Source organism: Kribbella sp. NBC_00709, assembly GCF_036226565.1.
Lineage (GTDB): Bacteria > Actinomycetota > Actinomycetes > Propionibacteriales > Kribbellaceae > Kribbella.
In genome coordinates this window covers 2,640,932-2,658,539 of the sequence record NZ_CP108996.1, presented here as the reverse complement: position 1 = coordinate 2,658,539, position 17,608 = coordinate 2,640,932, and the positions used below count along the sequence as shown (strand labels likewise).

The window sequence follows — 17,608 nt, the reverse complement described above, 5'->3', positions numbered from 1 at the left end:
GGACAATGGGGGCATGCATGTGCGTGCGCCGGAGTTGCGAGGTCGGGGTTGGTTGAACACGGGTGGTCAGGAGTTGTCGCTCGCTGACTTCCGGGGGCGCTTTCTGTTGCTGGACTTCTGGGCGTTCTGTTGTATCAACTGCCTGCACGTGCTGGACGAGTTGCGGCCGTTGGAGGAGAAGTACGGCGATGCGCTGGTGATCGTCGGCGTGCACTCGCCGAAGTTCGCGCACGAGGGCGAAGAGGCGGCGGTCCGGGCCGCCGTCGAGCGGTACGAGGTGGGCCATCCGGTGCTCGACGACCCGGAGCTGATCACCTGGCAGAACTACACCGCGCGCGCCTGGCCGACGCTCGTACTGGTCGATCCGAACGGGTACATCGTCGCGCAGTACTCCGGCGAGGGGCACGCGCACGCACTGGACGCTCTGCTGGCCGAGTTGGTGACCGAGCACGAGGCCGCTGGGACTTTGACCCGCGGCAAGTCGCCGTACGTCGCGCCGGTGCCTGAGCCCACCGATCTGCGCTTCCCTGCCAAGGTCGTTGCTCTGGACAACGGCCTGCTTGTTGCGGACGCCGGCAACCACAGCATCGTCGAGCTCGCCGCCGACGCGACCACCGTCGTACGCCGGATCGGGACCGGTCAACGCGGTTTCACCGACGGGCCCGCCGACGAGGCGTCGTTCTCGGAGCCGAACGGGCTGGTGATTCTGCCGCCTGACGTCGCTGGTCGCCTCGGGTACGACGTGGTTGTCGCGGACACCGTCAACCACGCGCTGCGGGGGATCTCGTTGGCCGATGGTCAGGTGCGGACGTTGGTTGGCACCGGCAAGCAATGGATGGACGGCGACGGCACCGACGTACTCAGCTCGCCGTGGGACGTGGCGTGGTGGGGCGACAAGGTGTGGATCGCGATGGCCGGCGTACACCAGTTGTGGACCTACGATCCGTTCACCGGTGTGACCGAGGTTGCTGCGGGGACGACCAACGAAGGGTTGAAGGACGGCCCGCTTGCGGACGCATGGTTCGCGCAGACCAGCGGGCTCGCGGCCGATGGTGATCGGCTGTGGTTGGCCGACTCCGAGATCTCCGCGCTGCGGTGGATCGACACCGAAGTACACACTGCTGTCGGGACCGGGCTGTTCGACTTCGGGCTGCGGGACGGGAAGGCGACCGAGGCGTTGCTGCAGCACCCGCTCGGCGTGACGGTTCTCCCCGACGGTTCGATCGCGATCGCCGACACCTACAACGGCGCCGTACGCCGCTACGACCCACGCACCGAGGTCGTCGAGACGATGGCGACCGGCCTGGCCGAGCCGAGCGGCGCTGTTGTCGTAGGCAACGAACTCCTGGTCGTCGAGTCGGCCGCCCACCGGCTCACCCGCGTACCGCTGGGCGCCTCTGCGACCGCCGACGAGTTCAGCACCCAGACCCAACGCCCGCCGATGGACCTGGCAGCCGGCGAGGTCACCCTCGAGGTCGTCTTCACGCCGCCGCCCGGGCAGAAGCTCGACAACCGCTACGGCCCGTCCACCCGCCTGCTCGTCTCCGCCACCCCCGACACCCTCATCCGCGAAGGCGCGGGCGACTCCACCGACCTCGTCCGCCGCCTCGTCATCGACCCCCACGCCGGCACCGGCGTCCTGCACGTCGCCGTACAGGCCGCATCCTGCGACGACTCCGCCGAGGTCGAGTTCCCGGCCTGCCACATGCACCGCCAGGACTGGGGCGTCCCGATCCGCATCACCCCCGACGGGCCCGATCGGGTCGAGTTGGTGCTGTCCGGGAGCAAATAGTTTGCCGCCCGGGTACAGGGGAGTAGCTTCGAAGGTATAGCCGCTACTCGCTGGGAGGCTCGGATGAGCATCGGTGTCGGGATCTTTCTGATGGTGGTCGGGGCGGTGCTCGCGTTCGCCGTCCGCGACACCTGGGACGCCGTCAACCTGCAAGTCGTCGGCTACATCCTCCTACTGGCCGGCCTGGCCGGCATCCTCCTCTCCTTCTACATCACCAACCGCCGCCGCCGGGTAGAAACCGACGCCATCGACCCAGCCATCGAAGAGGAATACCGCGTAGTAGAAGAACACCACCGCGACATCCAGGAGTAGACGGCTGCGCGGTAGCCGCGCGCGGTACTGCGGACCCTGCCTGGACGCCTTCCTGCGCCGGGATAGCGGATCCCCAGGCCATCACAACCTGCGCGGAGGCTGGCTCTTGAGCGGGGCCGCGGTCGGCGGCGATGGATTGTGATGGCCTGGAGATCCGCTTGCACAGGGTCGGGATCGCCGCTTCGAGCGGCCGGCCTAGTTTGCGTGGAGTTCGATGTCGCCTGAGGTGGTTTTGGCGGTGATGGTGTGGGATCCGTTGGTGTTGTTGCCGAGGCTGTTCTCGGTGTCGCCGCTGTGGGTGTCCGTGGTGACCTTGTAGTCGCCGGTCGGTGCGGTGATCTCGATGTCGCCGCTGGAGCCCCTTGCCGAGATGTCGTTGGCTTCGGCGAGCTGGAGTTCCATGTCGCCGGACGAGGTCTCGACGTTCACTGGGCCGCCCTTCAGGTCGGCGGCCTCGATGTCCCCTGAGTTGGCCTTCACGGAGAGCTTGCCGTTCAGGTCGCTGACGGACACATCGCCGGAGGTGACGTCGAGGTTCACGTCGCCGGCGATCTCGCGCAGTTCGAGTTTGCCGGAGCGGGACTTCGCGTCGACGCCGGCGACGCCGGTCAGCTCGACATCGCCGCTGCCGTTCTCGCCGGTCACCTTGGTGCCGCGCGGAACGGTCACCTCGAAGTCGGCGCTGCACTGCCAGCCGCAGTCGCCGTCGAGCTTGAGTACGCCGTCCTTCACGGAGTACGCGTCGCCGTGCTTCCAGAACCAGTACTTGCGCTTCTCCTGGACGGTGGTCTTGTCGTCGTCGGAGACCTTGATGGTGATGTCGGAGTGCTCGGCGGCGAGTTGCACCGTGGTGATCTTGTCGTCGACCTTGTGCGTGTCGTCGGAGTCCTTGTCCCCGAACTGCCAGAACGCCAGCCCGGCCGCCACCACCAGCAGAACCACGCCGAGCTGCTTGTTCTCCGCCATCGTCGCCTCTTCTCGAGCCCACCCACGTTGTCGCCTCGACAGTAGGTGGCGCGGCAGGCTCTCAGGATCAGGCAGATCCCCCGAGGTGTCCCTGAGCCTCCCTCAGGGACAGACGGGAAACCCCTGCCGTCACCGGTGTAGTTCGCCGCGGGAGACTGCTTCGGCCAGGTCGTCGCCGGTGGTGCCGTAGAAGGTGCGGGCCCAGAGGGTGTCGTCGTACCAGTACGGCCCGTCGTCGCCGGCCAGTGACGCCGGCGCGGTGCCGCGTTTGAGGGCTCGGCGGCAGTCGGCGCAGAGCGGCAGGGTGAGTGTGGTGCCGTCGGCTTCCACTTGAGTGGGTTTGCCGGCAGACCGCCCGTGCAGCGGGTTGAACGCACAGAGATCCGGTAGGGCGTCTGCACGCCCCGTCACCGCGACGTCGTACTCCCGACGCGCCTTGTCCAGCAACACCATCGCCCCGACCAGATCCACCAACGACGTGGACGAGTCGAGAACCTTCCCGGCCGCCGCGTGGTCGTCGAGCGCCGCCTGCTGATGCCGCAGACCAGGACCCTCAGTCGTAGGCAACGCGGCCAACTTGGTGCCGAGTGTCGTCAGCTCCGCCGTCGTGTCCCGTTCCAGCCGACGCCGCCGTTCGGCCGCGACGGTCGCCGCGACATGCGGCGGGATCCGGAAGGCCTTCTCGCGCCGCGGTGCCGAGCTCCGCCGCCGCAGCCCGATCACAAGACCCAGCAGGATCAGAATGACGAACCCGCCGACGATCGACAGCGCAACGACCCAACCATGCCCACCCGACTCCGAAGAGTCCGGCGAATCCGATGAGCCAGACCCAGATGACGTCGGACGAGGCGTCGTCGAAGGGATCCCCGGCGCGGCCAGCAGCTCGTACATCCGGGCCAGCACCTCGGTCGGCCCCGCGTCGTACCCGGCGTCGTCCAGCGCACGTTCGCGCGCCGCCTGGAGCTTGTCCTCGCTGACCTGCGGCACGTCCCGCGCCTCGTACCACGGGAAGCTGTCCCCGCCGTCGACCACGACGTACAGCCCCGGCTTGCGCAGAGCGTCCATCACCAGGGTGAGCACCGTGCTCTCCTGCCCCTGGAACTCGTCGCTCGGCGTCAGCGGCAGGATGATCGTGTAGACCGGGTACCCGAGCGCCTTCGCCTTCGTCCGTACGTCGGCGCGCAGCTTCTCCGGCAGCGCCGACGCGTACGCCGCGTCGATGTACAACGGGTCCTTGGTCAGCGCCGTCGCGATCTCGCGGGCTCGCTCCGCCGGCGTCTGCGCCGCACTCGCCTCGGCCGGGACCGCGACCAGCAACACCAAGGCCGCCAAGCAGGTCAAGAGGCCTTTCACGAGGTTCCCTTCCGACGTCGGGCGGCAATCGCCGCCACGATCAATACGATTCCGGCGAGGATGCTGCCGCCGATCAGACCGAGTAGGCCGCCGCCGAGACCGTTCCCGATCGCTTTGCCGACGGTGAACCGCTCCGCCGGGTACGACGGGTCCGGCTCGGTCGGGAGTGGCTCGGTCCGGGCCGGCTCGGGCGAGTAACGATCGTTCAGCTCGATCTCGTCGAGGTACGCCGAGAGCTGCGCGCTGAGGGTCTCGTCCTTGTCCCGCCAGGTGCTGTCCGGGGCGTACGCCGCGACCTCGTGCGCCACGCCGTACGTCGTGTCGCCGTCCATCACGATGTACACGCCCGGCTTCCCGTTCGCGGCCGCGAGCCGGCCGGCGAGGAGACTGGCGTCGCCCTTCTCCGGGAACCAGGCCCCGGTCGGTACGACGGCAACGTAGACAGGCGTCTTCGCCGCCGCGATCACCCGCAGCATCTCGTTGCCATCGGCAATCGAAGTGAAGTCCGGGTCGACGTACAGCCCGTCCTTCGCCCACGCGGCGGTGGCTGCGGCGATCCGGGGATCGGTGGGCGTGGCCGCCCAAGCGGTCCCGGTCAACGCGAAGACAGTTGCCATCAGCAATAGCACGAGTCGCCTCATCGGACCTCCCGCGCAGCGATCCGCTCGGGCAGGTCGTCGGACACCGCGCCGAAGCCGCTGGCGACCATCGGGCTGTCCTCCGGATCGAGCGTCCAGTACGGCACCCGCTTGCGGTCGTGACCGAGCAGTCCGGACTTGGTCCACACTCGCAGCCCGATCGGCGTCCGCCCACGGCGCAGGACGTTCACGCAGCTCTGGCACGCGGGCACTTCGACCTCGTCCTCCCAGTCGACCGTGGTCGTCCCGGGGTTGTGCGTCGGGTTGAAGAAACATGGCGGCTGCAGGGCCGCTCCGGATGCGACGCGCTCGGCCTGCCGGGCGAGAACGAGCGCACCGGCGGCCGCGAGCAGGTCCTCCGGCTGGTCCACGCGTAGCGTGCGCGCGGCGTCCAGCCGGCGGTACGCATCATCGCGCTGATCGAGCTGGGTCGCCGACTTGTTGCTGCGCTTGTCGAGCCGTGCCAGGGCCCGCTCGGCCTGCTTGATCTTGTCGTCCGCCTTGAGCTCGACATCCCATGCCTCGATCGGCGGATCGTCGGCCTGGTGCTGTCTCCGCAGCTTGGCCGGCCGCCGGCGGCGAAGGCCGATGAAGAGCACCAACGCGAACCCGAGCACCGCGCCGACACCGAGCCCGACGTACGCGGACCGGTCTTCCTTGTCGGTCACCGACAGGCCGCCGTCGCTCCGCTGTGGCTCCAAATCACCGGCAGCCACAGCTGGAAGCGGGCGACCGTCGTACGCCGTCGCAGCCTGCTGGATCGTACGGACGATCTGCGGCGCCGGGCGCTTGTCGATGACATCGGAGTCCTGCTTGTCGTCGGCCCGGACGCTGGACAGGTCGCGGCCGCGGAGCCCGGCCGGGCGGAACAGCTCCGCGCTGTCCGACCAGTAGTTGTCGTACACAACGGCGACGATGTACACCCCGGGCTCGCCGATCCGCGCATGCAGCAACGTCGGCAGGTCGTAGCCGTTCGTCCGCAGGTACGGCGACTGCGGCACGAGCGCGACGTACACCGGGAGGCCGGCGCTGCGCATCGCCGCGTGGATCCGGTCCAACTCGGTGGCCGGCATCGTCGCCCGCAGCCGCTCGTCGACGGAGAGGTGATCGGTCCGCCAGGCCGCGGCGATGCGGTCGGGCAGCTCGGGGGTATCGGCCTGCGCGGGGAGCACCGGCAGGAACGCCAGGGCCGCGACCAGGGCACTGAGGAGTCGGGCGGACATCGCCGACAGCCTACGACTACCCGACCTGGACACACTCACACGGACGCCGCATCCCCTCGATCGGTTCCGGAGTAGACGCGACCCTGGCTCGGACAGGGGAAGCCAAGCCAGGGTCGCGGTGTTGCAGGGCAGCAACGTTGCTACAACACCCCGGTCTGCAACAGGGCAGATCGCGGGGCATCTCGGGGCAGATCAATCTGCCCCGAGCTGGAACCCTCCGGCCCGGACCGCGCAAGCGCCCGAGCCGGAGGAGATCAGAAGGCGGACTCCGGGAGGTCCATCACGTCCAGGTCGGTGAGCTCGGCCTTGACCCGCTCGGCGCGGACCGACGGCATCGTGCTCCGGACGAACCACTGGGCCGCTGCGACCTTGCCGGTGTAGAAGTCCTGGTCAGCGGGCGAAAGCTCGCCGCCGAGCCGTTCCAGCGCGACCTCCGCCTGGCGGAGCATCAGCCACGAGCAGACCACGTCGCCGAGGACGAACAGCAGCCGCGAGGTGTTCAGGCCGACCTTGTAGATGTTGCGCGGGTCGCCGTTCTCCGCCTGCGGGTTGCTGGCCATCAGGGCCTGCCCCATGATGCCCAGGATCTTCTGGGTGTCCTCGAGGCCCTTCGCGAGCAGCCCGCGCTCCTCCTTCAGCCGGCCGTTGCCTGCCTCGGAGGCGACGAACGCCTGCACCTGCTCGGCCAGGTGACCGAGTGCCTTGCCCTGGTCCTTGATGATCTTCCGGAAGAACAGGTCCTGGCCCTGGATGGCCGTGGTGCCCTCGTAGAGCGTGTCGATCTTCGCGTCCCGCACGTACTGCTCGATCGGGTAGTCCTGCAGGAAGCCGGACCCGCCGAACGTCTGCAGCGACTCGGTGCCGAGCAGCGTCCACGACTTCTCGGACCCGTAGCCCTTCACCAGCGGCAGCAGCAGGTCGTTGACCCCTTCGGCGAGCGTGTCGTGCTCGCCGGCGTACCGCGCCTGCTCGGCACGGTCCTGGTACGTCGCCGTGAACAACACCAGCGCCCGCAGTGCCTCGGCGTACGCCTTCTGGGTCAGCAGCGAACGCCGTACGTCGGGGTGGTGGGTGATCGTGACTCGCGGCGCGTCCTTGGCCGGCTGGGTCAGGTCCGCACCCTGCACCCGCTCCTTGGCGTACTCGAGCGCGTTCAGGTAGCCGCTGGACAGGGTGGCGATCGCCTTCGTGCCGACCATCATCCGCGCGTACTCGATCACCTGGAACATCTGCGCGATGCCGTCGTGCACCTCGCCGAGCAGCCAGCCCTTCGCCGGTACTCCGTCGCCGAAGGTGATCTCGCAGGTCGTCGAGACCTTGATGCCCATCTTCTTCTCGACGTTGGTGACGAAGGCGCCGTTGCGCTCGCCCGTCAGCTCACCGGTCTCGAGGTCGAAGTCGTACTTCGGGACCACGAACAGGCTCAGGCCCTTCGTCCCCGGACCGCCGGCACCCTCGATGCCCTGCGGTCGTGCGAGGACCAGGTGGACGATGTTCTCGGTCATGTCGTGCTCGCCCGAGGTGATGAACCGCTTGACGCCCTCGATGTGCCAGCTGCCGTCGTCCTGCAGCGTGGCCTTCGTGCGCCCGGCGCCCACGTCGGAACCGGCGTCGGGCTCGGTCAGCACCATGGTGGCGCCCCAGCCGCGCTCGATGATGTGGTGCGCGATCTTCTGGTCCCGCTCGGTGCCGTTGCGCCAGAGGACGTGCGCGAAGTTCGGGCCGGCGGCGTACATGTGCACCGGCGGGTTGGCGCCGAGCACCAGCTCGGCGGCGGCCCAGCGCAGCGACGGCGGGGTCGGCTGGCCACCGAGCTCGGCGGGCAGCTCGAGCTTGAACCACTCGGCGTCCATGTAGGCGTGGTAGCTCTTCTTGAACGCCTCGGGCATCCGGACCTCGTGGGCCTCCGGGTCGAAGACCGGCGGATTCCGGTCGGCCTCCGCGAAGGACTCGGCCAGCTCGTGCTTGGCCAGCCGGTCGACCTCCGCGAGCACCTCACGCGCGGTATCGACGTCCATGTCGGCGTACGGGCCTTGACCGAGCACGTCGCCCCGGCCCAGTACCTCGAGCAGGTTGAACTCGATGTCCCGCAGATTCGACTTGTAGTGGCTCACAGGGGCTCCCCTACCTCTTCGCTGCAACTTTACTCACGAGTAACTTAAGTATATACCCGCCGGTAACGAGGTCAAAGAGAGATTGACTGTGAGGTATGAAGCTGATTTACGAGACGCACTCGATCACTGTGGACAACGAACGAGGGATCGCGACCGGCTGGTTGCCGGGTGAGCTGTCCGAGGAGGGGCGCCGGGTGGCGGCGGAGATCGGTCTGCGCTGGCCGGATGTCGATGTCGTGTTCAGTTCGGACCTCCGCCGGGCCGTGCACACGGTCGAGCTGTCCGGACTGACGGTGCCGCACCTGCAGGACTGGCGACTGCGGGAGTGCAACTACGGCGAACTCAACGGCGCTCCCGTGGACGCGCTCGAGCCGCGGGTCGAGCGCATCAATGGTCCATTCCCGGGTGGCCAGAGCTATGCCGAGATGGTCGAGCTGACCCGCTCGTTCCTGGCCGACGCCAAGCGCTGGTACGACGACGCAACCGTCCTCGTGGTTGCGCACTCGGCCAACCGCTGGGCGCTGGAACACCTACTGGGCAGCGGCAAGCCGATCGCCGAACTGATCGCGGCCCCGTTCAACTGGCAACCGGGCTGGGAGTACGACTGTTAAATCCCGCCGTCAACTGGACCAATCGCGTGAGAACATTTCCAACCTGAGTGGGGTCGGGGATGGCCTCACAGCGAACGTGCGGGAGATGAACATGCCCAATTGGCTGAGCAGAAACCAGAACGACACCCCGGAGCAGGCGGCCGAGGCGGAGGAGGCGGGCACAGAGGCGGGGGAGCGTGTCAGCCGCTGGGGACGGGTGACCAATGCGCTCGAGGGCACTGGCCACGTCGCCGCTGCGAACAATGTCAGGGGCAGGGGCACGGCTGACTCGCCCGAAGAATTGGCCGCAGCTCAGGGACGCTACCCCGCGGGCCCGGGCCGTGACGGTAACGAGAGGAGCTAGCCTCTCCGGACACGCCACGGTTGTGGCTGCACCCTCGCCGAAATGGCGAGGGTGCGGCGTTTCGTACCGCCTGGCTAGGGCGTGTAGGCAGTTGCGCTGCCGTACAGCTTCTGGGTGAAGGACGTCATGTATGACGAGGTGTCCGACTCGGTGAGGTTGTAGGTGAGGAAGACGCCGTACCCCTCGCTGACCGTTCGCTGGGCGAGGGTTGTGGCGGTTGACGAGCTGGTGTCGGTGTAGGAGATCGCGGCCGGCGAGAGGCGGGACTTCTCGCTCGGGCCGACCGGGACGCCCCACGTGCCGTAGTACGGGTTCCAGGCGTAGTTGAAGGTCTCGGCGATGCTCTGGCCGTTGTAGGTCAGGCGATCCGCGGCCGGGCCGATGTCGTAGAGCGTGATCAGCTTGTTCGGGAGCTTGGCGCGGAGCGCCTGGACCAGGTAGACGAACGAGAAGTCGTTCGGCTGGCCGGTGCCGTTGTTGCCGTACTCCGCGTACTCGTCGTCGAAGTCGATGCCGTCCAGGCCGTATTGGTTGACCGCGTCGGCCAGCTGCTGCGCGAACGCGTCCGCGGCCGCCTGGTTCGGGAAGTTCGCGAAGCCGGCGCCCTGGTGGTTGCCGAGGATCGACAGCAGAACCTTGATGCCCTTCTGCTGCAGCGGGCGGACCTGCGTGGCGACGTTGTCGAGCACGCTCTGCACCTGCTGGTTGAAGGACAGGTACGCCGCGGAGCCGTCGTAGTTGATGTTCGCCGCGAAGATCACCGCGACGTCGATCACCTGCGCGCCGCCGTTCGCCAGCGTGTACTTGCCGGCGCTCAGCATGCTGTGGTCGTTGACCTCGATGTAGGCGACGGTGACCGGGCCGGTCTTCTGTGCCCGGCGGCATTTGGCCGCGGCCTCGGCGGGCAGCGCGGCACCGGTGGCGGCCGCGGCGGTTCCGGCGGCCAGGGCTGACAACAGGGTCCTTCGCTTCATGAGCTGTGAACTCATCCGATCGACTCCTCGTCAAAGGTGGGCGGTGTCGCTATATCGGTTAAGTACCGGTCGCCGCCTGGCTGACAGCTCAGGCGGCGAGAGGAGATAAACCGGTATAGCGACACCGATCATCGATCGGTGACAACCCGCTGTCAAGGGTTCACTGCAACGGTACGACGTCGGTCGTGCCGCCGGCCTCGACCTGCACCTCGGCGTGCGTCCCGGCCGGTACCAGCAGCGCATTCGACCGCGCCGGGCTCCACGCGCCACCGTCGTACCGGTAGGACAGCTGAGCGTCCTTGTGGGCGACTGCCCAGCCCTGGCCGTCGGGCAGTTCGATCGCGACCGGCAGGGCGGCCGCCGCATCCGGTACGCCGCCGAGGACGATCCGCGGCTTCCCGGTCTTCGGCTTGAGCACGGCGTAGACGTGGGTCGGATCGCTGTCCAGCGCCTGCTCGCCGAGGTACACCGCGGTCCCGTTGGCGGTGACGCCGTACCCGGTCCAGATCGAGAAGGCGGTGCCGTTGGCGTTCGGGTCGCCGGCCTTCTGGATTGTGTCGTTGAACACGTCGTTCGCGGTCTTACGCAGCCGGTCCGCGCCGTCGCTCATCGGCCAGAGCAGGTCGGCATCTTGCGCGAAGTCTCCCCACAGCCGCTGGTCGCCGGCCGTTTCAGGGGGCGAGGCGTTGATGTCGGCGTTGACGATCGACAGGTACGAGAACGCGGTGCCCGGCATCCGGTTGAGCCGCAGGTCCGCGAGGTTCTGCCCGGTCGGAAGCTGCACCACACTGACCTTGTCGCGGAACGTCAACGGGGTGAAGGTGCGTTTGACCGAACCGTCCTTGGCGTACGTGCGACCCATCGACAGGCCGATCTGCTTGCCGGGCATCTGCAGGGCAACCAGGGCCTGGGTGCCGTTCTTCTCGACCACGAACCCGGTCTGCTGGGACGAGCCCGGAACCGGGTAGTCGTCGCCGATGATGACCGGCTTGCCGTCCTTGTCGTCGCCGACGTACCCGACCAGCGCCGCCACACCCTCGTGGTACAGCTGCACGTCCGAGTGGTTGCGGAGGTCGGAGTTCTCGACCACGATCGCCGCCCGGCCGCCCGGCGTGTTGCCGGCCCAGGCGACCTGTGCGTCGCCCTGCATGTGGTTGAAGATGCCGCGATCGTGGTTGATCGACTTGCCGTGGGACGACCGCCACGCCGCCAGCACCTGCTTCAGGTACGCCGTGTCGCCGGCGAGATCGCCCCGGGTCGGGCCGCTCATCAGGAACGCGTACGGGTTGCCTTCGCCGGGCCGGGATGCGATGGGCGGCTCGGACCGGTGGTCGAGGATGCCTGGGGCGGTGACCGCGACTCCGCCGACGGCGACCGACGTGAGCGCGATCGCGCCCGCGGCGAGGAAACGGCGGCGCCGGAGCCGGCGGGCCCCACCGGCCCGGGCCCGGTCGAGCAGGTCGGGCGGAGCCTCGACGCCGTCCACGTCGGCGCTCAGCCGCTGCTTGAGTTCGGTCTCGGTCATCGCAGTCCTTCCAGGATGGCGGGTTCGGTGATCAGGCGGAGCCGGTCCAGTGCGCGAGACGTCTGGCTCTTCACGGTGCCGAGCGAGCACCCGAGCGCGTCGGCGGTCTGGGCCTCGGTGAGGTCCTCGTAGTACCGGAGCACGATCACGGCGCGTTGCCGCGGGGGTAGCTCCTGCAGGGCGGTGATCAGCTGGTCGCGGACCGCGTGATCCTCGGTGCTGTCGGGCGTGGGCCGGTCGTGGTCGGCGAGTGCGACCTCGGGTTTGCGGCCCTTGCTGCGCCAGCGGTTCGCGGCGAGGTTGGCCAGGGTCTTGCGGGCGTAGGCGTCCGGTGCGCTGTGGATCCGCCGCCAGTGGACATACACCCGTTCGTACATCTCCTGGACGAGGTCCTCGGCCCCGGCCCGGTCGCCGACGAGCAGGACGGCGGTGCGCAGCAACCGGGTCGAGCTCCCTCGGACGAACTCGTCGAAATCATCACCCCGCGTGACCATCCACCCCTCCTCGGTGATCGTTCTCGTAGTCAGATAGACACCGGCGCAGACCGGAAGGTTGCATCGCCCGAGTCGCGGTGTGGCGGCGTTGTGGATGAAGATGGACGCTCCGAGCGCCATCGACGGGAGTTGATATGCGAGTGATCGGGCTGATGTCCGGGACGTCGTACGACGCCATCGACGCCGCCGCCGCAGACCTGCGGCTGGACGGCGACGTACTGGTCCTGACGCCACTGGGCATGCTGAGCCAGCCGTACCCGCCGGACCTGCGAGCCGCGGTTGCGGCCTCGTTGCCACCGGCATCGACGACAGTGGAGCAGGTGTGCCGGCTGGATACCGGGATCGGCCAGGCGTTCGCCGCGGTGGCCCAGCAGGCGGTGGAGCAGCTGTGCGGTGGGTACGCCGACCTGATCGTGTCGCACGGGCAGACGGTGTTCCATTGGGTCGACGACGGCGTGGTGCGCGGGACCCTGCAGCTCGGGCAGCCGGCGTGGATCGCCGAGGCGACCGGCGTATCGGTGGTGTCGGACCTGCGGGCGCGCGACGTGGCTGCGGGTGGGCAGGGTGCACCGCTGGTCAGCATCATGGACGTGCTGTGGTTGCGCGGCCGTCCCGGCGTACCGGTCGCTCTGAATCTTGGCGGCATCGCGAACATCACTGTCGTCCACGGCGAACCGGTTGCCTTCGACACCGGTCCGGCGAACGCCCTGATCGACGCCGTGGTGATGGAGCTGACCGGACAGCCGTTCGACGCCGACGGAGTGATGGCGGCGCGCGGTCAGGTGCATGAGGAGCTGCTCAAGCGGCTGCTGGCGGAGCCGTACTACGCGCGCCCGGCGCCGAAGTCGACGGGGAAGGAGCTCTTCAACCTGGCCTACATGGCGCAGGCGATGGAAGGGCTGCCCGAGATCCCCGCGGAGGACCTGGTGGCCACGGTGACCACGCTGACCGCCCGGACGGTCGCCGACGCGGTGCGGCGGTACGGCGGGACCGAGGTGGTCGCCTCGGGAGGCGGGATCCAGAACCCGGCGTTGATGCATCTGCTCGCGGACGAGCTGGACATTCCGGTCCGGACCACCGACGAGCTGGGCATGCCGTCGGCGGCGAAGGAGGCGTACGCGTTCGCCGTGCTCGGGTTCCTGAGCGTGCACGGGCTCGGCGGGACGGTGCCGAGTTGCACCGGCGCCGCGCACTCCAGCGTGCTCGGCTCGGTCACAGCCGGCCTGAGCGGACTGCCCACGATTTCGGGCGAGGCACGACCTCCGTCGCGCCTCCTGGTGCAGTGACCGCACTGAGTGTCGCGCGAGTGGTGCCGCTTGGCGCTGCTGGCGCCCATGCAAGCACCCCGATGCACGCACCTGGACACCACCATCGCTCAAGCGGCACCACTCGCGCGACACTAGACCTGTGACGAGGATGTTCGTGGTGACAGGGGCACCCGGGTCGGGGAAGACGACGGTGGTGCCGGAGCTGGTGCGGCTCAGCCCGGGGAACCTGGTCGTGATGGACATGGACGAGCTGCTGGACGATAACGGACGGCTGCTCGGGATCGACATCGCGAGCCCGACGGCGGCGCCGATCTGGCCGGCGTACAACGCGCTCTGGTTGCGGATCACCGAGCTGATCCGGCGGTCGGGGATACCGGTGCTGCTGCTCTCCCCGCTGCTGCCGGCCGAGCTGCCGGAAGGCCGCTGGCTGCATCTGGACTGTCCGGACGCGGTACGGCGCAAGCGGCTGGCCGGGCGTGGCTGGCCGGAGGCGGAGATCGAGGAGGCGCTCGCGGACGCGGCCGAGATCCGCAAGCACGTGCCGCGGTCGGTGCGCGGAGACGTCGCGCCGGAGCGGTCCGCGAAGAGCATCCTGGACTGGATCCGCGGCGAACGCTTCGGCAAGACCCTCAGCCTGTGGGGCCGGCTCCGGAGTTGACCTTCGAGTTGGTTCAGGGATCAGGGTCGGGCCTATGAGGCTGACGATCAGTGAGTTCGCGCGGGTGGTGGGGCTGGCGCCGAGTGCCCTGCGGTTCTACGACGACTGCGGGCTGCTGCCACCCGCGGAGGTCGACGCGGCGAACGGCTACCGGTACTACGACCGCTCGCAACAACCCCGTGCCCGACTGCTCCGCGACCTCCGGGAGATCGACCTCCCGCTCCCGGAGGTCCGCATCGCCCTGGATGCCGACCCGTCCGACGTCGCGGACCTCGTCCGCGCCCACTTGCGCACTCTCGAAGCCAAGTCCACCGCGACAAGAGCAGCCGCCACCCGCCTCCTGACCCAGCTCCTCTCCCACCAGACGACGGCAGCGATAGGCGGCCCAGAACTGGCCAGCGCCATCCGTCAGGTAACTCCCGCCGCAGCCGCGACAGCCGAACACCTGGGGTTGGACTGCGTGTTGATCGAGTTGGCGGCCGACGAGATCACGTTCGTGGCGACCGATCGGTATCGGTTGGCCGTGCGGACGGTTCGGCCGGTGGAGTTTGGTGGCGTCACGGGGCGGGTGCTGGTACGGGCGGACGAGCTCGCGCGCGTGAGTCGGTGGGCCGCTGCGGGGGATGTGGTGCAGGTGGAGGTGAATGGCGGGCTCATGCTCGTGCGGGGCGACGAGTCACGCGAGTTGGCGGTGGTTGATGCGGAGTACCCGGCGTACCAGCAGATCCTCGACGGGCTGACGCCGCCGGTGTGCCGCGTGGTGGTGGATCGGGCGGGGCTGCTGGACGCGCTGGTCGGGCGCGATGTCGTTGCTTTTGACATCGACGACGAGAGCCTGCGGATCGGCGACGAGGTGAAGCTGGACGCGATCGGGTCCGGCTCGGTGCGGATCGGGTTCACCGCGAGTCTGCTCGCCGCCGCGCTGGAGGCGAGTGTCGGGCCGGACGTGCTGCTCGAGATCTGCGAGCCGAGCCGGCCGGTCGTCGTTCGGTCGGCCGATCAGGGCACGTTCACCACGCTCGTCATGCCTGTCCGGCTGGACGGGTGAACCGGGCGTACTACGGCTGGCTGGCAGGTTCCACACTCTCGGTCCTCGGCGACACCGCGCTGTTCTTCGCGCTCGGCTGGGCGGCGACGGGCATAGGCCCGCGGGTCGCCGCGCTGGTGCTGACCGGGTTCATGCTGCCGCGCGCCGTACTCCTGCTGCTCGGCGGCGTCCTCGGCGACCGGATCGGTCCTCGCCGGCTGCTGCTCGGGTGCGGCGCGATCGTCGGCACGGCCTGCTTCCTGCTGGCCGTTGCCGTCGGGATCCATGGGATCTCAGCCGGTCTGCTGGTGACGACGGCCGTGGTGGTCGGCACGGTCGATGCGTTCGCACTGCCGGCCGCGGGCGCTCTTCCACGCCTCTTCGTGCCGGACGATCAGTTGCCTAAGGCAATGGCGCTGCGTACGTCGGCCACGCAGCTCATCACGCTCGCCGGCGGACCGGTGAGTGGGTTGCTGGTAGCAACGGTCGGGCTGGTCGGGGCGCTGGTGCTCGACGGGCTGACGTTCGCCGTGCAGTTCCTGGTGCTGGTCATGCTCAGACCGCCGTACGACGTGACTCCGCCGAGCGATCGCCGCTCCGTCGCCCGCGAGGCCCTCGACGGATTGCGGGTCGCGGCCGGGGATCCGGTGCTGCGGATGGTGCTGTCCGTGGTCGCTCTGGTCGCTGCCTTCGTCCTGCCGGTGACGTCGTTGTGCGTCCCGTTGCTCGCCCGTTCGCACGGCTGGGCAGCAGGGCAGGCGGGATTCGTTGTGGCAGGCAACGTTTGTGGTGGACTGCTCGTGACCATCCTGGTCGCCCGCTACGGCACCTTCGACCGCTCCGGTCTGACCGGCGGTCTCGGTTGTCTTGTCGCCGCGCTGGGGATCTCGGGCCTGACGCTGGCGCCGTCCGTCCCGTGGGCGGTCGGTGCGACCCTGGCGCAAGGCCTCGGCGTCGGCCTCTTCACGTCACACCTGGCCCCGGTGTTCGTCCGCAGTACGCCGCGATCGCACCTGACCCGGCTCCAGTCGCTGCTGTCGTTGGTCCAGACCGTCCCGCTGATCGCGTCGACGAACCTCCTGGCCACACTCGACGTACACCACGCGCTCGCTCTGGCCGCCGCCGCAACCGCCCTCGCCGGCGTCACCCTGCTCCGCGGCGACTACTTGCCGAAGTCGATCTCGAAGGTCGGATAGTCCGGCTGGGGACACGGCTCGCCCCGGTGTCCCAAGGCCTCGTAGAACGGTGCCGCTCGCTCGTGATGGCCTTGCCATTCGAGGTGACGCACCCGAGTGGACGCCCAGTCCGCGACCGCATCCATCAACGCTCGTCCGACACCCGTACCCCGGCGCGACGGCAGCACGTACAGATCGTGCAAGCGCCCTTGGTGCCGCCGACCCGCCCGCAGATGCGTCCCGTAGTTCTGCACCGCGGCGTACCCGATCAGTTCACCGCCGTCGTCGTACCCCAACGCCACCCACCGGGGATCCTCAGCCAACTCAGCGAAGAACTCCCGCGACTCCACCTCCGAGAACTCTGTCCCGAAACCCTTCACCAACGGCCAGAATCCGGCCCAGTCGTCCATCGTCAACTCACGCACACCCATCCCTCCACCCTCCCAGCCCGACCGCTCGTCGGCAGCTGAATTCCTATTGACAGCATGTTGTCGTGATGACAGTATGTTGTCTATGAGGACAGCTTATGTGGCGGTGTACGAGACGTTGGCGGACTGGGAGATCGGGCACCTGGTGGTGGAGTTGCGGACCGGGCGGTTCACCGGGGTGCCGTGGACCGTGGTGACGGTGGGGGAGTCGCCGGAGCCGGTGGTGACCATGGGTGGGATGCGGGTCGTGCCGGACGTGACGATCGCGGACGTCGAGCCGGACACGGGGGATCTGCTGGTGCTGGCCGGTTCGGGACAGTGGGACAACGGCGGCGGGGATGCGTTCGCGAAGCTGGCGGCGCGGTTCCTCGAGGCGTCGGTGCCGGTGGCGGCGATCTGTGGCGCGACGGCGGGGCTGGCTCGGGCCGGACTGCTGGACGAGCGGAAGCACACGAGCGCCGCGAAGGAGTACCTGCAGGCGACGGGGTACCAGGGCGCGGACAACTACGTCGACGAGCGCGCGGTTGTCGGTGGGGATCTGATCACCGCCGGGCCGGACTCGCCGGTGCAGTTCGCGCGGGCGGTGCTGCAGCGGCTCGAGCTCGCGGGTGAGACGAAGCTGGACGCGTACGAAGGCGTGTTCCATCGCGCCGACCCAGCGGCGTACGCGACGCTGGTGGGATGACGTCCGGCGTACCCGATGATGG

The 17,608-nt window shown here is 68.7% G+C and carries 17 protein-coding genes; 8 read left to right on the top strand and 9 right to left on the bottom strand.

Features of this window, described 5'->3' with window-relative positions:
- The first annotated feature begins 13 nt into the window (after positions 1–13).
- Both OHA18_RS13005 and OHA18_RS13000 read left to right on the top strand, forming a co-directional pair.
- Complete coding sequence (locus tag OHA18_RS13005) at positions 14–1,792, top strand: NHL domain-containing thioredoxin family protein (RefSeq protein WP_329004305.1); 1,779 nt, start codon at positions 14–16, stop codon at positions 1,790–1,792.
- Between the two features lie 63 nt (positions 1,793–1,855).
- Positions 1,856–2,104 carry a DUF6458 family protein gene (locus OHA18_RS13000; protein ID WP_329004304.1) on the top strand — a complete coding sequence of 83 codons (249 nt, stop codon included), beginning with the start codon at positions 1,856–1,858 and terminating at the stop codon, positions 2,102–2,104.
- 195 nt (positions 2,105–2,299) lie between these two features.
- Here OHA18_RS13000 and OHA18_RS12995 read toward each other — a convergent pair whose 3' ends face one another.
- From OHA18_RS12995 to OHA18_RS12975, 5 genes are all read right to left on the bottom strand, one after another.
- Complete coding sequence (locus tag OHA18_RS12995; protein ID WP_329004303.1) at positions 2,300–3,070, bottom strand: DUF4097 family beta strand repeat-containing protein; 771 nt, start codon at positions 3,068–3,070, stop codon at positions 2,300–2,302.
- Between the two features lie 129 nt (positions 3,071–3,199).
- Entirely contained in the window at positions 3,200–4,423 is a 1,224-nt protein-coding gene (locus tag OHA18_RS12990; protein WP_329004302.1) for a hypothetical protein, read from the bottom strand.
- A complete protein-coding gene (locus tag OHA18_RS12985; RefSeq protein ID WP_329004301.1) occupies positions 4,420–5,064 on the bottom strand; it encodes a hypothetical protein in 645 nt (214 codons plus the stop codon). Before OHA18_RS12985 ends, OHA18_RS12990 begins: the two co-directional genes overlap by 4 nt.
- Positions 5,061–6,284 (bottom strand): hypothetical protein, encoded by a 1,224-nt coding sequence (locus tag OHA18_RS12980; RefSeq protein ID WP_329004300.1) that lies wholly within the window; start codon positions 6,282–6,284, stop codon positions 5,061–5,063. Before OHA18_RS12980 ends, OHA18_RS12985 begins: the two co-directional genes overlap by 4 nt.
- A gap of 254 nt (positions 6,285–6,538) precedes the next feature.
- On the bottom strand, positions 6,539–8,398 hold the full coding sequence (locus tag OHA18_RS12975; protein ID WP_329004299.1) for an acyl-CoA dehydrogenase: 1,860 nt from the start codon (positions 8,396–8,398) through the stop codon (positions 6,539–6,541).
- A gap of 95 nt (positions 8,399–8,493) precedes the next feature.
- On the opposite strand from OHA18_RS12975, the gene OHA18_RS12970 reads away from it, so the two are divergent.
- Positions 8,494–9,009, top strand: coding sequence for a histidine phosphatase family protein (locus OHA18_RS12970; protein ID WP_329004298.1), 516 nt, complete (start codon positions 8,494–8,496; stop codon positions 9,007–9,009).
- A gap of 417 nt (positions 9,010–9,426) precedes the next feature.
- On the opposite strand, the gene OHA18_RS12965 is transcribed toward OHA18_RS12970, so the two are convergent.
- From OHA18_RS12965 to OHA18_RS12955, 3 genes are all read right to left on the bottom strand, one after another.
- The gene (locus tag OHA18_RS12965) at positions 9,427–10,341 is read right to left on the bottom strand and encodes an endo-beta-N-acetylglucosaminidase H (RefSeq protein WP_329004297.1); all 915 of its coding nucleotides are present in this window, start codon (positions 10,339–10,341) and stop codon (positions 9,427–9,429) included.
- Positions 10,342–10,486: 145 nt separating this feature from the next.
- Positions 10,487–11,851: a hypothetical protein gene (locus OHA18_RS12960; protein WP_329004296.1), complete on the bottom strand. Its 1,365-nt coding sequence runs from the start codon at positions 11,849–11,851 to the stop codon at positions 10,487–10,489.
- Positions 11,848–12,345, bottom strand: coding sequence for a SigE family RNA polymerase sigma factor (locus OHA18_RS12955; RefSeq protein ID WP_329004295.1), 498 nt, complete (start codon positions 12,343–12,345; stop codon positions 11,848–11,850). The genes OHA18_RS12960 and OHA18_RS12955 overlap by 4 nt, the downstream gene beginning before the upstream one ends.
- 134 nt (positions 12,346–12,479) lie before the next feature.
- Here OHA18_RS12955 and OHA18_RS12950 point away from each other — a divergent pair, with 134 nt between their 5' ends.
- From OHA18_RS12950 to OHA18_RS12935, 4 genes are all read left to right on the top strand, one after another.
- Positions 12,480–13,631, top strand: a complete 1,152-nt coding sequence (locus OHA18_RS12950; protein ID WP_329004294.1) for an anhydro-N-acetylmuramic acid kinase — start codon at positions 12,480–12,482, stop codon at positions 13,629–13,631.
- Between the two features lie 130 nt (positions 13,632–13,761).
- A complete protein-coding gene (locus OHA18_RS12945; protein ID WP_329006099.1) occupies positions 13,762–14,271 on the top strand; it encodes an AAA family ATPase in 510 nt (169 codons plus the stop codon).
- 34 nt (positions 14,272–14,305) lie between these two features.
- Complete coding sequence (locus OHA18_RS12940; protein ID WP_329004293.1) at positions 14,306–15,319, top strand: DNA polymerase III subunit beta family protein; 1,014 nt, start codon at positions 14,306–14,308, stop codon at positions 15,317–15,319.
- Entirely contained in the window at positions 15,316–16,494 is a 1,179-nt protein-coding gene (locus OHA18_RS12935) for an MFS transporter (RefSeq protein ID WP_329004292.1), read from the top strand. Before OHA18_RS12940 ends, OHA18_RS12935 begins: the two co-directional genes overlap by 4 nt.
- Here the strand turns inward: OHA18_RS12935 and OHA18_RS12930 are convergent.
- Positions 16,461–16,904 (bottom strand): GNAT family N-acetyltransferase, encoded by a 444-nt coding sequence (locus tag OHA18_RS12930; protein ID WP_329004291.1) that lies wholly within the window; start codon positions 16,902–16,904, stop codon positions 16,461–16,463. The genes OHA18_RS12935 and OHA18_RS12930 overlap by 34 nt on opposite strands.
- 82 nt (positions 16,905–16,986) lie before the next feature.
- Here OHA18_RS12930 and OHA18_RS12925 point away from each other — a divergent pair, with 82 nt between their 5' ends.
- A complete protein-coding gene (locus OHA18_RS12925) occupies positions 16,987–17,586 on the top strand; it encodes a DJ-1/PfpI family protein (RefSeq protein WP_329004290.1) in 600 nt (199 codons plus the stop codon).
- The last annotated feature ends 22 nt before the right edge of the window (positions 17,587–17,608 follow it).